The organism is Pseudomonas frederiksbergensis (genome assembly GCF_035751725.1).
In the GTDB taxonomy this organism is placed as follows: domain Bacteria; phylum Pseudomonadota; class Gammaproteobacteria; order Pseudomonadales; family Pseudomonadaceae; genus Aquipseudomonas; species Aquipseudomonas frederiksbergensis_A.
The window spans coordinates 3,921,736-3,936,280 of the sequence record NZ_CP142104.1; the positions used below are offsets into that span (position 1 = coordinate 3,921,736).

General features: G+C 61.5%; 13 protein-coding genes and 1 pseudogene. 12 read left to right on the forward strand and 2 right to left on the reverse strand.

Annotation, left to right across the window (positions count from 1 at the left end):
- Window positions 1–78: 78 nt before the first annotated feature.
- Complete coding sequence (gene rlmM, locus VQ575_RS17435) at window positions 79–1,152, reverse strand: 23S rRNA (cytidine(2498)-2'-O)-methyltransferase RlmM (RefSeq protein ID WP_045156538.1); 1,074 nt, start codon at window positions 1,150–1,152, stop codon at window positions 79–81.
- Between the two features lie 172 nt (window positions 1,153–1,324).
- On the opposite strand from rlmM, the gene acnA reads away from it, so the two are divergent.
- The 3 genes from acnA (at window position 1,325) to VQ575_RS17450 (ending at window position 6,613) form a co-directional block, all read left to right on the forward strand.
- Window positions 1,325–4,066: an aconitate hydratase AcnA gene (gene acnA, locus VQ575_RS17440; RefSeq protein WP_045156539.1), complete on the forward strand. Its 2,742-nt coding sequence runs from the start codon at window positions 1,325–1,327 to the stop codon at window positions 4,064–4,066.
- Window positions 4,067–4,182: 116 nt separating this feature from the next.
- Window positions 4,183–4,971 carry a CPBP family intramembrane glutamic endopeptidase gene (locus VQ575_RS17445; protein WP_039589066.1) on the forward strand — a complete coding sequence of 263 codons (789 nt, stop codon included), beginning with the start codon at window positions 4,183–4,185 and terminating at the stop codon, window positions 4,969–4,971.
- 76 nt (window positions 4,972–5,047) lie between these two features.
- A complete protein-coding gene (locus VQ575_RS17450) occupies window positions 5,048–6,613 on the forward strand; it encodes a methyl-accepting chemotaxis protein (protein WP_039589065.1) in 1,566 nt (521 codons plus the stop codon).
- 69 nt (window positions 6,614–6,682) lie between these two features.
- Here VQ575_RS17450 and VQ575_RS17455 read toward each other — a convergent pair whose 3' ends face one another.
- Complete coding sequence (locus VQ575_RS17455; RefSeq protein WP_045156540.1) at window positions 6,683–7,375, reverse strand: alpha/beta family hydrolase; 693 nt, start codon at window positions 7,373–7,375, stop codon at window positions 6,683–6,685.
- 95 nt (window positions 7,376–7,470) lie between these two features.
- On the opposite strand from VQ575_RS17455, the gene ccoN (VQ575_RS17460) reads away from it, so the two are divergent.
- The 9 genes and pseudogenes from ccoN (VQ575_RS17460) to VQ575_RS17500 all read left to right on the forward strand — a co-directional run.
- On the forward strand, window positions 7,471–8,895 hold the full coding sequence (ccoN, locus tag VQ575_RS17460) for a cytochrome-c oxidase, cbb3-type subunit I (RefSeq protein ID WP_039589063.1): 1,425 nt from the start codon (window positions 7,471–7,473) through the stop codon (window positions 8,893–8,895).
- Window positions 8,896–8,905: 10 nt separating this feature from the next.
- Window positions 8,906–9,514 (forward strand): cytochrome-c oxidase, cbb3-type subunit II, encoded by a 609-nt coding sequence (gene ccoO, locus VQ575_RS17465; protein ID WP_003183469.1) that lies wholly within the window; start codon window positions 8,906–8,908, stop codon window positions 9,512–9,514.
- Between the two features lie 3 nt (window positions 9,515–9,517).
- Window positions 9,518–9,718 (forward strand): cbb3-type cytochrome oxidase subunit 3, encoded by a 201-nt coding sequence (locus tag VQ575_RS17470; RefSeq protein WP_039589062.1) that lies wholly within the window; start codon window positions 9,518–9,520, stop codon window positions 9,716–9,718.
- Window positions 9,715–10,668, forward strand: coding sequence for a cytochrome-c oxidase, cbb3-type subunit III (gene ccoP / locus VQ575_RS17475; protein ID WP_039589061.1), 954 nt, complete (start codon window positions 9,715–9,717; stop codon window positions 10,666–10,668). Before VQ575_RS17470 ends, ccoP (VQ575_RS17475) begins: the two co-directional genes overlap by 4 nt.
- Window positions 10,669–11,150: 482 nt before the next feature.
- Window positions 11,151–12,593 carry a cytochrome-c oxidase, cbb3-type subunit I gene (ccoN, locus tag VQ575_RS17480; RefSeq protein WP_039589060.1) on the forward strand — a complete coding sequence of 481 codons (1,443 nt, stop codon included), beginning with the start codon at window positions 11,151–11,153 and terminating at the stop codon, window positions 12,591–12,593.
- Complete coding sequence (gene ccoO / locus VQ575_RS17485; RefSeq protein WP_039589059.1) at window positions 12,593–13,201, forward strand: cytochrome-c oxidase, cbb3-type subunit II; 609 nt, start codon at window positions 12,593–12,595, stop codon at window positions 13,199–13,201. Before ccoN (VQ575_RS17480) ends, ccoO (VQ575_RS17485) begins: the two co-directional genes overlap by 1 nt.
- A gap of 5 nt (window positions 13,202–13,206) precedes the next feature.
- Window positions 13,207–13,392 carry a CcoQ/FixQ family Cbb3-type cytochrome c oxidase assembly chaperone gene (locus VQ575_RS17490; protein WP_003183474.1) on the forward strand — a complete coding sequence of 62 codons (186 nt, stop codon included), beginning with the start codon at window positions 13,207–13,209 and terminating at the stop codon, window positions 13,390–13,392.
- Window positions 13,389–14,372, forward strand: a complete 984-nt coding sequence (ccoP, locus tag VQ575_RS17495) for a cytochrome-c oxidase, cbb3-type subunit III (protein WP_039589058.1) — start codon at window positions 13,389–13,391, stop codon at window positions 14,370–14,372. Before VQ575_RS17490 ends, ccoP (VQ575_RS17495) begins: the two co-directional genes overlap by 4 nt.
- Before the next feature lie 59 nt (window positions 14,373–14,431).
- Window positions 14,432–14,530 (forward strand): annotated as a pseudogene (locus tag VQ575_RS17500) (VapC toxin family PIN domain ribonuclease); the annotation flags it as partial.
- Window positions 14,531–14,545 lie beyond the last annotated feature (15 nt).

Consider the following 14,545-nt stretch of genomic DNA (forward strand, 5'->3'; position numbering starts at 1 on the left):
GTCGGCGCGCTTAACAAATGTACATCAGCCCTGCGGCGAGGGAGCTTGGTCCCTTGCCACAAAAGCCCCGGCGCGGTTTCAGCGGGACTTCGGCTTTTTAGCGTCCAACCGCCGCAAATGACAGGTCACTTCTTCACGGTCGTGGTACAGCTGCTTGCAACCGATCTCGACCTGGATGCCACGCGCCTTGAACCCGTCGGCGATGCGCTCGAGCAGGCGTTTCACCTCGGCGTAACGCTGCTTCATCGGTAACTTGAGGTTGACCACGGCCTCGCGGCAATGACCTTCGCCAATCCATTCTTCCAGCATCGCTGCGTTGCGCGCCGGTTTCTCGACGATGTCACAAACCATCCAGTCCACAGGCTGCTTGGGCTTGAACGTGAAGCCGTCCGCCATCAAGTGCTGCACCAGGCCGGTGTCCATCAGGCTTTCGGCCATCGGGCCGTTGTCGATGGCCGTCACCAACATGCCACGGTTGACCAGTTGCCAGGTCCAACCACCCGGCGCGGCACCGAGGTCCACACCGGTCATGTCGCTGTGCAGGCGTTCGTCCCACTGGTCCCGAGGGATGAAATGGTGCCAGGCTTCTTCGAGCTTCAGTGTCGAGCGGCTCGGTGCTTCCCGGGGGAACTTCAGGCGTGGGATGCCCATCGGCCACATCGCCGAGTTATCCGCCTCCGCCAGGCCCAGGAACACTTCGCGGCCACTCTTGAAGGTCAGCAACAGCCGTGGCTTGCGCGGGTCGTCCACCAGCTTGCCGGCCCCACTCAAGGCCTTGCGCAGCGGGCCTTCGAATTTCTTGCAGAAATTCGACAGTTCCTTGCCGTCATTCGTATCGACCACTTCCAGCCACAGGCTGCCGCACGTCGGGAAGGCGGCCATCTGAGCCAGGATCACGCTGATCCGGTCGGTTTCCGGCAACTCGATGAACGTGCCGCGGGCCCACTGGCGCGGGAAGATCAGCTCGGCAAAACGCTGCCCACGCATCAGCCGCTCGGCGCCGTCCTCTTCAGTACAGACAAATTCGGCGCAAGCGCTGGCCGGCTTGGCCTTGGCATAGCCGGCCACGTTGAGCCGAGCCGCGTGTTCGGCGATCTCGGAACAGACCTCGCCTTCGAAGCCCGGCCGGCAGTGCATAAAAAGCGTGTTCATTGAAACTCCGTAGCAAAGCCTGTCACGAAAACCGGCGCATGATAGCGGAGTTCGGAACCGCGAACCTGCCCATAGAGTCCAGTGATTAGTCATACGCTCAAAACAGGGCTAGGTTAAAGGCTCTGTCCGTTCCGTCAGTCCGTAGCCGTGCGGACTCAAAGGAGTGATTTCAATGCCGTCCCTCGATAGCCTGAAAACCCTTAAAACACTGCAAGTCGACGCCAGGACCTACCACTACTTCAGCTTGCCGGATGCCGCCCGAAGCCTCGGTGACCTGGACAAGCTGCCGATGTCGTTGAAGGTGCTGCTGGAAAACCTGCTGCGCTGGGAAGATGAAAAAACCGTCACCGGTGCCGACCTCAAGGCTGTGGCCGGTTGGCTCAAGGAGCGCCGCTCCGACCGCGAGATTCAATACCGCCCGGCACGGGTGTTGATGCAAGACTTCACTGGCGTCCCTGCCGTGGTCGACCTGGCCGCCATGCGCGCAGCCGTGGAAAAAGCCGGTGGCGATCCCCAGCGGATCAACCCGTTGTCACCGGTAGACCTGGTGATCGACCACTCGGTGATGGTGGACAAGTTCGCCAGCCGACAGGCATTCGAACAGAACGTCGACATCGAAATGCAGCGCAACGGCGAGCGCTACGCTTTCCTGCGCTGGGGCCAGAGCGCCTTCGACAATTTCAGCGTAGTGCCGCCAGGCACCGGCATCTGCCACCAGGTCAACCTCGAATACCTGGGCCGCACCGTCTGGACCAAAGAGGAAGACGGCCGCACCTACGCCTTCCCCGACACCCTGGTGGGCACCGACTCCCACACCACCATGATCAACGGCCTGGGCGTGCTCGGCTGGGGCGTCGGCGGGATCGAGGCGGAAGCGGCGATGCTCGGCCAACCGGTGTCGATGCTGATCCCCGAAGTCATTGGCTTCAAACTCGTCGGCAAGCTGCGCGAAGGCATCACCGCCACCGACCTGGTGCTGACCGTCACGCAGATGCTGCGCAAGAAGGGCGTGGTGGGCAAATTCGTCGAGTTCTATGGCGACGGCCTTGCCGACCTGCCGCTGGCCGACCGTGCCACCATTGCCAACATGGCCCCGGAATACGGCGCCACTTGTGGCTTTTTCCCCGTAGACGATGTGACGTTGGGCTACCTGCGCCTGTCCGGCCGGCCGACGGAAACCGTAAAACTGGTGGAAGCCTACTGCAAGGCCCAAGGGCTGTGGCGCCTGCCCGGTCAGGAACCGGTATTTACTGACACGCTGGAATTGGACATGGGCAGCGTCGAAGCCAGCCTCGCCGGCCCCAAGCGTCCTCAGGACCGGGTCTCGCTGCCGAATGTCGGCCAGGCCTTCAGTGACTTCCTCGGCCTGCAAATCAAGCCCACCAGCAAAGAAGAAGGTCGCCTGGAAAGCGAAGGCGGCGGCGGTGTCGCAGTGGGCAATGCCGACCAGGTGGGCGAAGCGGAATATGAATTCGAAGGCCATACCCATCGCCTGAAAAACGGCGCCGTGGTCATCGCGGCAATTACGTCCTGCACCAACACCTCTAACCCCAGTGTGATGATGGCCGCCGGATTGCTGGCCAAGAAAGCCGTGGAAAAAGGCCTGGCTCGCAAACCCTGGGTGAAGAGTTCCCTGGCGCCGGGCTCGAAAGTGGTGACCGACTACTATAATGCCGCCGGCCTGACCGAATACCTCGACAAGCTCGGTTTCGACCTGGTGGGCTACGGTTGCACGACCTGTATCGGCAACTCAGGTCCGCTGCCAGACCCGATTGAGAAAGCCATCCAGAAAGCCGACCTGACCGTGGCGTCGGTACTGTCGGGCAACCGCAACTTCGAGGGCCGGGTGCATCCCTTGGTGAAAACCAACTGGCTGGCCTCACCGCCCCTGGTCGTCGCCTATGCCCTGGCCGGTACCGTGCGCATCGACATCAGCAGCGAACCGCTGGGTAACGATCACGACGGCAACCCGGTCTACCTCCGGGACATCTGGCCGAGCAGCAAGGAAGTGGCCGACGCCGTGGCCCAGGTCGACACCAGCATGTTCCATAAGGAATATGCCGCCGTGTTTGCCGGAGACGAGCAATGGCAAGCGATCGAAGTGCCACAAGCCGCCACCTACGTCTGGCAATCGGACTCGACCTACATCCAGCACCCACCGTTCTTCGACGACATTGGCGGGCCACCACCGGTCGTCAAGAATGTCGAAGGTGCGCGGGTCCTCGCGCTGCTGGGAGACTCGGTGACCACCGACCATATCTCCCCGGCCGGGAATATCAAGGCCGACAGCCCGGCCGGCCGCTACCTGCGCGAACAGGGCGTGGAGCCACGGGACTTCAACTCCTACGGCTCGCGGCGGGGCAACCACCAGGTAATGATGCGGGGCACCTTTGCCAATATCCGCATCCGCAACGAAATGCTCGGCGGCGAGGAAGGTGGCAATACCCTATACATCCCCAATGGCGAACGCATGTCGATCTATGACGCCGCGATGTTGTATCAGGCTAGCGGCACGCCCCTGGTGGTCATCGCGGGCCAGGAGTACGGCACAGGTTCGAGCCGGGACTGGGCGGCCAAGGGTACGAACCTGCTCGGGGTCAAGGCGGTGATCGCCGAGAGTTTCGAGCGTATCCACCGTTCCAACCTGGTGGGCATGGGCGTGCTGCCGCTGCAATTCAAGCTCGATCAGAATCGCAAGAGCCTGAACCTTACCGGCAAGGAAACCCTGGACATCCTCGGCTTGAGCGACACCGAACTGACGCCGCGCATGAACCTGCCCGTGGTGATTACCCGGGAAGACGGAAGCCAGGAGCGGATTGAAGTGCTGTGCCGCATCGACACCTTGAATGAAGTGGAATATTTCAAGGCCGGTGGGATCCTTCACTTTGTCCTACGGCAACTGATTGCAGGATAAAAAGAAGCGTCCTACGAAAACACCGCCTCAGATGGGGCGGTGTTTTTTTGGGCGCCTGCCTATAATCCCCGCCGGCTCTGCGAGCTTCGCCAGTTTTCCAGCCCAAAGGATTCGACATGCCCGCCCTACCGTGGCCATACCTGGCCCTTCTATCGATCGGTTACGGCCTCGCCCTGGCCTATGGCCACCTAGCCTGGACAGCCGTCATTTCGATCGCGCTATTGTTATTCGCCGGGTACGCCGTTCGGCAGCGGCAGACCCCGGTCGGACAATTCCTCGGGCATTGCCTGTTTGCCGTGCTCGCGGTCGCGCTGGCGCTGCACTGGATGCCGGGCTTCTTCAATGGCAGGGCTATCGCGACGCAACGCTTTACCGAAGATGCCGTGCGGTTCGCCATGTACCTGAACCAGGACAAACCGCTGATCGGCTTCTGGCTCCTGCTGTTCTGCCCCTGGATCGTCGGTCGGCGCCCGTTTCGCTTGTCCGCCTACGCCACGGCCCTCGGCTTGTGCCTGAGCACGGTCATGGCACTAGGCGGGGCCCTGCTGCTGGGCATGATCCATTGGGCACCGAAATGGCCGGACCAAGCCTGGCTGTGGCTACTGAATAATCTTTTATTGGTGACGTTGGTGGAGGAAGCGCTGTTTCGTGGCTACATTCAGGGTGGCCTGAGCCGACGCTTCAAACATTTGCGCCATGGCGACAACCTCGCGTTGCTAATGGCCTCGCTGGTGTTCGGCCTGGTGCATGCCGGCGCCGGTTGGGAATGGATGCTGCTGTCGGGACTGGCCGGTATCGGTTACGGCCTGGCCTACCGATTTGGCGGCCTGGGCGCGGCGATTGCCACGCATTTTGGGCTGAACCTGCTTCATTTCGCCCTATTTACCTATCCGATGCTCGCGTGATACCGCCGGGAAGAATTATTTCAACAAAAAGCTGACGGTGCCGACAACCTTTCAAAGCCTTGCGGACTACAACACCATGCGTAACAACCAACCGATTACACAACGCGAAAGGACCTTCCCGGCCCAGCAACGATTGATTTCCACCACCAATACCAAGGGTGTGATTACCTACTGCAACGATGCATTCGTTGAAATCAGCGGGTTTTCCAAGGAAGAGCTGATCCATTCGCCACACAACCTGGTACGCCATCCGGATGTCCCGTCAGCGGTGTTCGCCCACATGTGGAATACCTTGAAACAAGGCTTGCCATGGATGGGCATCGTCAAGAATCGCAGCAAGAATGGCGATCATTACTGGGTCAACGCCTACGTCACGCCGGTATTCGAAGGCAATCAGGTCGTTGGCTATGAGTCGGTACGGGTCAAACCCACCGCCGAGCAGATTACCCGGGCCGAAGCCCTCTACAAGCGCATCAATGACGGCAAGGCGGCGGTGCCGAGCAGCGATAAGTGGGTGCCGATCCTGCAGGATTGGCTGCCGTTCATCCTGGTCAGCCAGTTGAGTTTCGTTGTCGGTGCGTTCCTCAACTCTTCCTGGGGCTTTGCCCTCGCAGCCCTGCTCTCGGTGCCGTTGGGGCTGATGGGCCTGCAGTGGCAGCAACGCGGAATCAAGCGCCTGCTGCGCTTGGCCGAGCAAACCACCTCGGACCCGTTGATCGCGCGGATGTACACCGACAGCCGTGGCGTCCAGGCGCGCCTGGAGATGTCGATCCTCAGCCAGGAAGCTCGCCTGAAAACCTGCCTGACCCGCCTGCAGGACACTGCCGAGCACCTCAACGCGCAAGCCCGGCAGTCCAACTCCCTGGCGCACGACAGCTCCAGCGGCCTGGAACGCCAGCGGGTGGAGACCGAACAAGTCGCCACTGCCGTCAACCAGATGGCTGCCACCACGCAGGAGGTCGCCAGCCACGTGCAACGCACCGCCGATGCCACCCAGGAGGCCAATCGCCTGACCGGCCGTGGTCGCGACATCGCCGGAGAAACCCGCGAGGCCATCGAGCGCCTGTCGGTCGTCGTGGGGGAAACCGGGCAGACCGTGACTCAGTTGGCCAAGGACAGCGATGAGATCGGTGGCGTAGTCGATGTGATCAAGGGCATCGCCGACCAGACCAACCTGCTGGCCCTCAACGCCGCCATCGAAGCGGCCCGCGCCGGCGAGATGGGCCGCGGCTTTGCCGTGGTGGCTGACGAAGTTCGGCAACTGGCGCAACGCACCAGTGAATCCACCGGGCAGATCCATGCCCTGATCGCCAAGCTGCAACAGACCGCCAACAATGCCGTGCAGACCATGGATGCCGGTCATCGCCAGGCCGAAGAAGGCGTGGCGCGGGTCATGGAAGCGGACCAGGCACTGGTGGGCATCAGCGAAGCGGTTGCCCACATCACCGACATGACCACCCAGATCGCCGCGGCGACCGAGGAGCAGAGTTCGGTGGCGGAAGAAATCAGCCGCAACATCAGCAACATTTCGGAACTGGCCGACCAGACCTCGGGCCAGGCCCACAGCTCGGCGCTGCTCAGCGAGGAACTGACCCGCACGGCCAACACGCAATATTCGTTGGTGGAGCGGTTTAACCGCTGACTGCAGCCTGCAAACAAAAAACCCGGACAGCGAGAGCTTCCGGGTTTTTTATTGGCGGACAGGCCGCTATCAATCTTGAACCAGAAACCCGGCCACTCGCCGCGCCGCCGTCTCCAGATGCGCCTCATGACTGAACCCTGAAGCCTTCAATGGCTTCAGGTCATGATCCCCTGCCTCCAGCCATGACACCTCGATACTTGGCGATAGCCCATAGGCTCCGACCGCCTCCCGATTACCCAACGCATCCCGCTCACCCTGAACGATCAAGGTTCGAGTCTTCAATCCGGCCAGGTGCTCGACCCGCGGTTTCTCCGGCTTGCCCACCGCGTAGAACGGATAGCCCAGGCACACCAGCGCATCGGTGCCCAGCTCATCGGCCAGCAGGCTCGCCATGCGCCCGCCCATGGATTTGCCGCCAATGGCCAGCCGCCCAGCGACATAAGGCCGCACCGTGGCGTACACCTCTCGCCAACATTCCAACAATTTCGGTGCGGGATTGGGTGGACGTCTACCCCCGTCCAGGCGCCGCTGGGCCATGTAGGGAAACTCGAAACGCAACACATTGACGCCATGCGCGGCAAGGCGCGCGGCCATTTCTTCCATGAATCCGCTGTCCATCGGCGCACCGGCACCATGGGCCAGGATCAAGGTCGGCGGCTCGGCGCCGGCGTCCGGTTTCGCGGCTGTCCATAACCAGCCGTGATCGGCCACACATCGCGCCCATTGATCCCCGTCAATACTGGCCTTGTGCTGTTTGTCCATGCTTGCCTCGCTTTTAGTCTGCCTATAACTCCAGGCGAAGAACGCCGCACTGCCTTGCGCAGGCGCTACTTCGGCTGAACCGTGGATGGGGAACCATGAACACTTCTATCAGTACCGCCTACAACTACAAGGTGGTCCGCCAATTCGCCATTATGACGGTGGTGTGGGGCATCGTCGGCATGGGGCTCGGGGTTTTTCTCGCCGCCCAATTGGTCTGGCCACAGCTCAATTTCGATTTGCCCTGGACCAGCTTCGGCCGCCTGCGTCCGCTGCACACCAACGCGGTGATCTTCGCCTTCGGTGGCTGCGCCCTGTTCGCCAGTTCGTTCTACTCGGTGCAACGCACCTGCCAGACCCAGCTGTTTGCGCCGAAACTCGCCGCGTTCTGCTTCTGGGGCTGGCAACTGGTGATCCTGCTGGCGGCCATCAGCCTGCCGCTGGGCTACACCAGTTCCAAGGAGTACGCCGAACTGGAATGGCCGATCGACATCCTGATCACCATCGTCTGGGTGGCCTACGCCATCGTGTTCTTCGGCACCGTGGCCAAGCGCAACACCAAGCACATCTACGTCGGTAACTGGTTCTTCGGCGGGTTCATCCTGACTGTGGCGATCCTGCACATCGTCAACAACCTGGAACTGCCGGTGAGCTTCACCAAATCCTACTCGGTGTACGCCGGGGCTACGGATGCGATGGTGCAATGGTGGTACGGTCATAACGCCGTGGGCTTCTTCCTCACCGCAGGCTTCCTGGGGATGATGTATTACTTCGTGCCGAAACAGGCCGAACGTCCGGTGTATTCCTATCGCCTGTCCATCGTGCACTTCTGGGCACTGATCACCCTGTACATCTGGGCCGGCCCGCACCACCTGCACTACACCGCGCTGCCGGATTGGGCGCAGTCGTTGGGCATGGTGATGTCGCTGATCCTGCTGGCGCCGAGCTGGGGCGGCATGATCAACGGCATGATGACCCTCTCGGGCGCCTGGCATAAGTTGCGCAGCGACCCGATCCTGCGGTTCCTGGTGGTGTCCCTGGCGTTCTACGGCATGTCGACCTTCGAAGGTCCGATGATGGCGATCAAGACCGTCAACGCCCTCTCCCACTACACCGACTGGACCATCGGCCACGTACACGCCGGCGCGCTCGGCTGGGTGGCGATGATTTCCATCGGTGCGCTGTACCACATGATTCCGAAGGTCTTCGGTCGCACGCAGATGCACAGCATCGGCCTGATCAACGCGCATTTCTGGCTCGCGACCATCGGCACCGTGCTCTACATCGCCTCGATGTGGGTCAACGGCATCGCCCAGGGCCTGATGTGGCGTGCAGTGAACGAGGACGGCACGCTCACTTACTCCTTCGTCGAAACCCTGGTGGCCAGCCACCCTGGCTTCATCGTGCGGCTGGCGGGTGGGGCGATTTTCCTCCTCGGCATGCTGCTGATGGCCTACAACACCTGGCGCACCGTGCGGGCCTACCAGCCTGCCGAAGCCGCCGCTGCCGCGCAGATGGCCTGAGGAGTCCGCCATGAAACACGAAACAATCGAAAAAAACGTCGGCCTGCTGATGCTGTTGATGGTCCTGGCCGTGAGCATCGGCGGCCTGACCCAGATCGTGCCGCTGTTCTTCCAGGACGTGACCAACAAGCCGGTGGATGGCATGAAGCCCTACACCGCCCTGCAATTGGAAGGCCGCGACATCTACATCCGTGAAGGCTGCGTCGGCTGCCACTCGCAGATGATCCGTCCGTTTCGCGCCGAGACCGAACGTTATGGCCACTACTCGGTGGCCGGTGAAAGCGTCTGGGATCACCCGTTCCTGTGGGGCTCCAAGCGCACCGGCCCGGACCTGGCCCGCGTCGGCGCGCGCTACTCCGATGACTGGCATCGCGCCCACTTGTACAACCCGCGCAACGTCGTGCCCGAGTCGAAAATGCCGGCCTACCCATGGTTGGTCACCCAAGCGGTCGACAGCAGCCACACCGAAGGCAAGCTGCGCGCCATGCGCACCCTCGGCGTGCCGTACACCGATGACGATATCGCGGGCAGCGTGGCCTCGCTCAAGGGCAAGACCGAAATGGACGCGCTGGTGGCCTACCTGCAAGTGCTCGGCACTGCCATCAAGAGCAAGAGGTGAGCCATGGTGTTTGAAATGAGTACTGGAATGATCCGCGGCCTGGGCACCGTCGTGGTGTTCATCGCCTTCATCGGCCTGGTCCTGTGGGTGTTCAGCAGCAAGCGCGGCCCGGAATTCGCCCAGGCACGCCTGCTGCCGTTCGCCGACGAACCGCCTGCTGACATGACCCCCCAAGACCCTGCACCAAGGAGTACCCGGCCATGACCACTTTCTGGAGTACGTGGATCTGCGTACTGACCATTGGCAGCCTCATCGGCCTGACCTGGCTGCTGATCGGCACCCGCAAGGGCGAGACCAAGGGTAGCGTCGACCAGACCATGGGCCACAGCTTCGATGGCATCGAGGAATACGACAACCCGCTGCCACAATGGTGGTTCCTGCTGTTTGCCGGCACCCTGGTATTTTCTGTCGGCTACCTGGTCCTCTACCCAGGCCTGGGCAACTGGAAAGGGATCCTGCCCGGCTATGAAAATGGTTGGACCGGCGCCCACGAATGGGAAAAGGAAATGGCCAAGGCCGACGCCAGGTTCGGGCCGATCTTCGCCAAGTTCTCGGCGATGCCGGTGGAAGAAGTCGCCAAGGATCCGCAGGCCTTGAAAATGGGCAGCCGCTTGTTCGCATCCAACTGCTCGGTCTGCCATGGCTCGGACGCCAAGGGCGCCTTCGGCTTCCCGAACCTGGCTGACAGTACCTGGCGCTGGGGCGGTAATGCCGAGACCATCAAGGCGACCATCATGGGGGGTCGCATGGCGGCGATGCCGGCCTGGGGCGAAGTGCTGGGAGACGCCGGGGTCAAGAACGTTGCGGCCTATGTACGTCACGATCTGGCCGGCCTGCCCTTGCCTGCCGACAGCGGTGCCGACCTGCAAGCCGGCCAGCAAGCGTTCAACGCCACTTGCGTCGCCTGCCACGGTGCCAACGGCCAGGGCACCGAAGCCATGGGCGCGCCAAACCTGACGCAACCGGCCGGCTTCATCTATGGCACCAGCCTGGCCCAACTGCAACAGACCATTCGCCATGGCCGCCAGGGCCATATGCCTGCGCAGAATGAACTGCTCGGCAATGACAAGGTGCAACTGCTCGCCGCTTACGTCTACAGCCTGTCCCACGGCGCCGGTACCGAGCGCCTGCAAGCCGAAAACAAAAGCGAATAAATCCTGACCACACGAACAGCCGCTTTCATCCGCAAGCGGCTGTTTCGTACCCCTGCGCGACGCATTGTCGCACCCCTCCCATAGTCTTCCTTTCGGTTCTCTGGAATCGGGTCTAAGCTTGCCTTTGCGTGCACTGGCGACTGCCGGTTTCAGGTCGATCCGACCCGATGCGTTCGACAATCGTTCGTTCAAAAGGCCGCAAACGCAGGTGAATACCGGCTATTGCGACAGTTGCCTGGCATCCCCCGAACGTCGTGTTTGAACACACCCCGTTACAACCGACCTGACCCCCTCGCCTCCTTCCTTTGTCGCGACATTTTGCCGTGGGCCAATTTTGTCCCTACACAGAACATGGAAAGGCCGCAGAATCAGCTTTGGAAAGCATTGACCCAGGTCATGGCGCGTTGCAATGACCCCCCGCTTTCTCCATACTTGCGACCGATTTTTATCCTAATAAAACACCCAAACCGTGGAACCTTAGAATGAGCACAGCAATCAGTCCGACTGCTTATAACTATAAGGTAGTCCGCCAGTTCGCCATCATGACGGTGGTCTGGGGGATCCTTGGCATGGGGCTCGGTGTCTTCATCGCCTCGCAACTGGTCTGGCCGGAGTTGAACTTCGATCTGCCATGGACGACATTTGGACGCCTGCGCCCGCTGCACACCAACCTGGTGATCTTCGCCTTCGGTGGTTGTGCGTTGTTTGCCACTTCTTACTATGTCGTGCAGCGAACCTGCCAGACGCGACTGATTTCCGACAGCCTCGCCGCCTTCACCTTCTGGGGTTGGCAAGCGGTGATCGTCGGCGCGATCGTGACCTTGCCAATGGGTTTCACCACCACCAAGGAATACGCGGAACTGGAATGGCCCCTGGCTATCCTGCTGGCGATCGTCTGGGTGACCTACGGTTTGGTGTTCTTTGGCACGATCGTCAAGCGCAAGACCAAGCACATCTATGTCGGCAACTGGTTCTACGGTGCCTTCATCGTCGTGACGGCCATGCTTCACATCGTCAACCACGCATCCCTGCCGGTCAGCTTCTTCAAGTCGTATTCCGCCTATTCGGGCGCGACCGACGCGATGATCCAGTGGTGGTACGGCCACAACGCCGTGGGCTTCTTCCTGACTACCGGCTTTTTGGGGATGATGTACTACTTCGTGCCGAAACAGGCCGAGCGTCCGATCTACTCCTATCGCCTGTCCATCGTGCACTTCTGGGCGTTGATCACCCTGTACATCTGGGCCGGTCCGCACCACCTGCACTACACCGCGTTGCCGGACTGGGCACAGTCGCTGGGCATGGCGATGTCGATCATCCTGCTGGCGCCAAGCTGGGGCGGCATGATCAACGGCATGATGACCCTGTCGGGCGCCTGGCATAAGCTGCGCACCGACCCGATCCTGCGCTTCCTTGTGGTATCGCTGGCGTTCTATGGCATGTCGACCTTCGAAGGCCCGATGATGGCCATCAAGACCGTCAACTCCCTGAGCCACTACACCGACTGGACCATCGGCCACGTACACGCCGGTGCACTCGGCTGGGTCGCGATGATTTCCATCGGCGCCATCTACCACATGATCCCGAAACTGTTCGGCCGCACGCAGATGCACAGCACCGGCCTGATCAACGCGCACTTCTGGCTCGCGACCATCGGCACCGTGCTCTACATCGCCTCGATGTGGGTCAACGGCATCACCCAGGGCCTGATGTGGCGCGCCATCAACGACGACGGCACCCTCACCTACTCGTTCGTCGAAGCGCTGCAAGCCAGCCACCCGGGCTTCATTGTCCGTGCCCTGGGCGGCGCGTTCTTCGCCAGCGGCATGCTGCTCATGGCCTACAACGTGTATCGCACCGTTCGTGCCTCTGACCCGGCTGAAGCTGAAGCCGCCGCCAAGATCGCCGTAGTTGGAGCTCACTGATGAAGCACGAAGCAGTAGAGAAGAATATCGGCCTGCTGGCCTTCTTCATGGTCATCGCCGTGAGCATCGGCGGCCTGACCCAGATCGTTCCGCTGTTCTTCCAGGACGTGACCAACAAGCCGGTCGAAGGCATGAAGCCACGCACCGCCCTTGAACTGGAAGGGCGCGACGTCTACATCGCCAACGGTTGTGTCGGCTGCCACTCGCAGATGATCCGTCCGTTCCGCGCCGAGACCGAACGCTACGGCCACTACTCGGTCGCCGGCGAAAGCGTCTGGGACCATCCGTTCCTGTGGGGTTCCAAGCGTACCGGTCCGGACCTGGCCCGTGTTGGCGGCCGCTACTCCGACGACTGGCAGCGTGCGCACTTGTACAACCCGCGCAACGTCGTGCCTGAGTCGAAAATGCCGGCCTACCCGTTCCTCGTAGAAAACAAGCTCGACGGCAAAGACACCGCCAAGAAAATGGAAGTCCTGCGCTCCCTGGGCGTTCCCTACACCGACGAAGACATCGCCGGTGCCCGGGATGCCGTCAAGGGCAAGACTGAAATGGACGCGCTGGTGGCCTATCTGCAAGGCCTGGGCACCATCATCAAAAGCAAACGGTGATCTGGATGGATATCGGGATGATTCGTGGCTTGGGCACCGTCGTCGTGATGGTGGCCTTTATTGGCCTGGCCCTTTGGGTGTTCAGCCCCAAGCGCAAGTCGGAGTTTGACGACGCGACCTTGCTGCCGTTCGCGGATGATCCCGAAGCCATCAAGCACGTCGAGCAAGCTTCTAGGAGTAACAAAGAATGACTACGTTCTGGAGTCTGTACGTCACAGTCCTCAGCCTGGGAACGATCTTCGCCCTGACCTGGCTGCTGCTGTCGACCCGCAAGGGCCAGCGCAGCGAAGCCACCGAGGAAACGGTTGGCCACTCCTTCGACGGGATCGAGGAGTACGACAACCCCCTGCCGAAATGGTGGTTCATGCTGTTCGTGGGCACCATCATTTTCGCCCTCGGCTACTTGGTGCTCTACCCTGGCCTGGGCAACTGGAAAGGCCTGCTGCCAGGCTATAACTACCTGGACACCGAAAAGCAGACCGCCTTCGCCAACGGCCAGACCGGCTGGACCGGTGTGCACGAGTGGGAAAAGGAAATGGCCCGTTCGGATGCCAAGTTCGGCCCGATCTTCGCCAAGTTCGCTTCCATGCCGATCGAAGAAGTCGCCAAGGATCCGCAAGCCCTGAAAATGGGTGGCCGCCTGTTCGCCTCCAACTGCTCGGTCTGCCACGGTTCCGACGCCAAGGGTGCCTACGGCTTCCCGAACCTGACCGACGCCGACTGGCGCTGGGGTGGCGAGCCGGAAACCATCAAGACCACCATCATGGGCGGTCGGCATGCCGTCATGCCGGGCTGGGCTGCCGTGGTTGGCGAACAAGGCGTCGCCGACGTGGCCGCCTATGTGGTGACCAGCCTACACGGTCGCAAACTGCCGGAAGGCGCCAAGGCCGATCCGGCCAACGGCCAGAAGCTGTTCGCAGCCAACTGCGTGGCTTGCCACGGTCCAGCCGGCAAAGGCACGCCTGCCATGGGCGCTCCCGACCTGACGCACCCGGCCGGTTTCATCTACGGTTCGAGCTTCGCGCAACTGCAGCAGACCATCCGCTACGGTCGCCAAGGCCAGATGCCGGCCCAGGCCGATCTGCAAGGCAACGACAAGGTGCACCTGTTGGCCGCCTACGTCTACAGCCTGTCCCACGGCGAAAAGGCTCCGGCCGCTGACGCTCAGTAAGGCCAGTCCCTGCTACACGAAAGGCCCCGCCAATCCGATTGGCGGGGCCTTTTTCATAGGCCTTCGCCGCATTGGTCCACGGACTGACCGTGGTAACTGGCAACGTGACGGATTTTAAAAGCAGCGGCGTGGCATTGCTCAACCCCTGGTCAAGCTGATATCACAGCGGACCG

Bases quoted from the DNA above. Each gene is read 5' to 3' on its own strand.
- rlmM (WP_045156538.1), bottom strand. From the start codon at position 1,152: ATGAACACGCTTTTTATGCACTGCCGGCCGGGCTTCGAAGGCGAGGTC.
- acnA (WP_045156539.1), top strand. From the start codon at position 1,325: ATGCCGTCCCTCGATAGCCTGAAAACCCTTAAAACACTGCAAGTCGAC.
- VQ575_RS17445 (WP_039589066.1), top strand. From the start codon at position 4,183: ATGCCCGCCCTACCGTGGCCATACCTGGCCCTTCTATCGATCGGTTAC.
- VQ575_RS17450 (WP_039589065.1), top strand. From the start codon at position 5,048: ATGCGTAACAACCAACCGATTACACAACGCGAAAGGACCTTCCCGGCC.
- VQ575_RS17455 (WP_045156540.1), bottom strand. From the start codon at position 7,375: ATGGACAAACAGCACAAGGCCAGTATTGACGGGGATCAATGGGCGCGA.
- ccoN (WP_039589063.1), top strand. From the start codon at position 7,471: ATGAACACTTCTATCAGTACCGCCTACAACTACAAGGTGGTCCGCCAA.
- ccoO (WP_003183469.1), top strand. From the start codon at position 8,906: ATGAAACACGAAACAATCGAAAAAAACGTCGGCCTGCTGATGCTGTTG.
- VQ575_RS17470 (WP_039589062.1), top strand. From the start codon at position 9,518: ATGGTGTTTGAAATGAGTACTGGAATGATCCGCGGCCTGGGCACCGTC.
- ccoP (WP_039589061.1), top strand. From the start codon at position 9,715: ATGACCACTTTCTGGAGTACGTGGATCTGCGTACTGACCATTGGCAGC.
- ccoN (WP_039589060.1), top strand. From the start codon at position 11,151: ATGAGCACAGCAATCAGTCCGACTGCTTATAACTATAAGGTAGTCCGC.
- ccoO (WP_039589059.1), top strand. From the start codon at position 12,593: ATGAAGCACGAAGCAGTAGAGAAGAATATCGGCCTGCTGGCCTTCTTC.
- VQ575_RS17490 (WP_003183474.1), top strand. From the start codon at position 13,207: ATGGATATCGGGATGATTCGTGGCTTGGGCACCGTCGTCGTGATGGTG.
- ccoP (WP_039589058.1), top strand. From the start codon at position 13,389: ATGACTACGTTCTGGAGTCTGTACGTCACAGTCCTCAGCCTGGGAACG.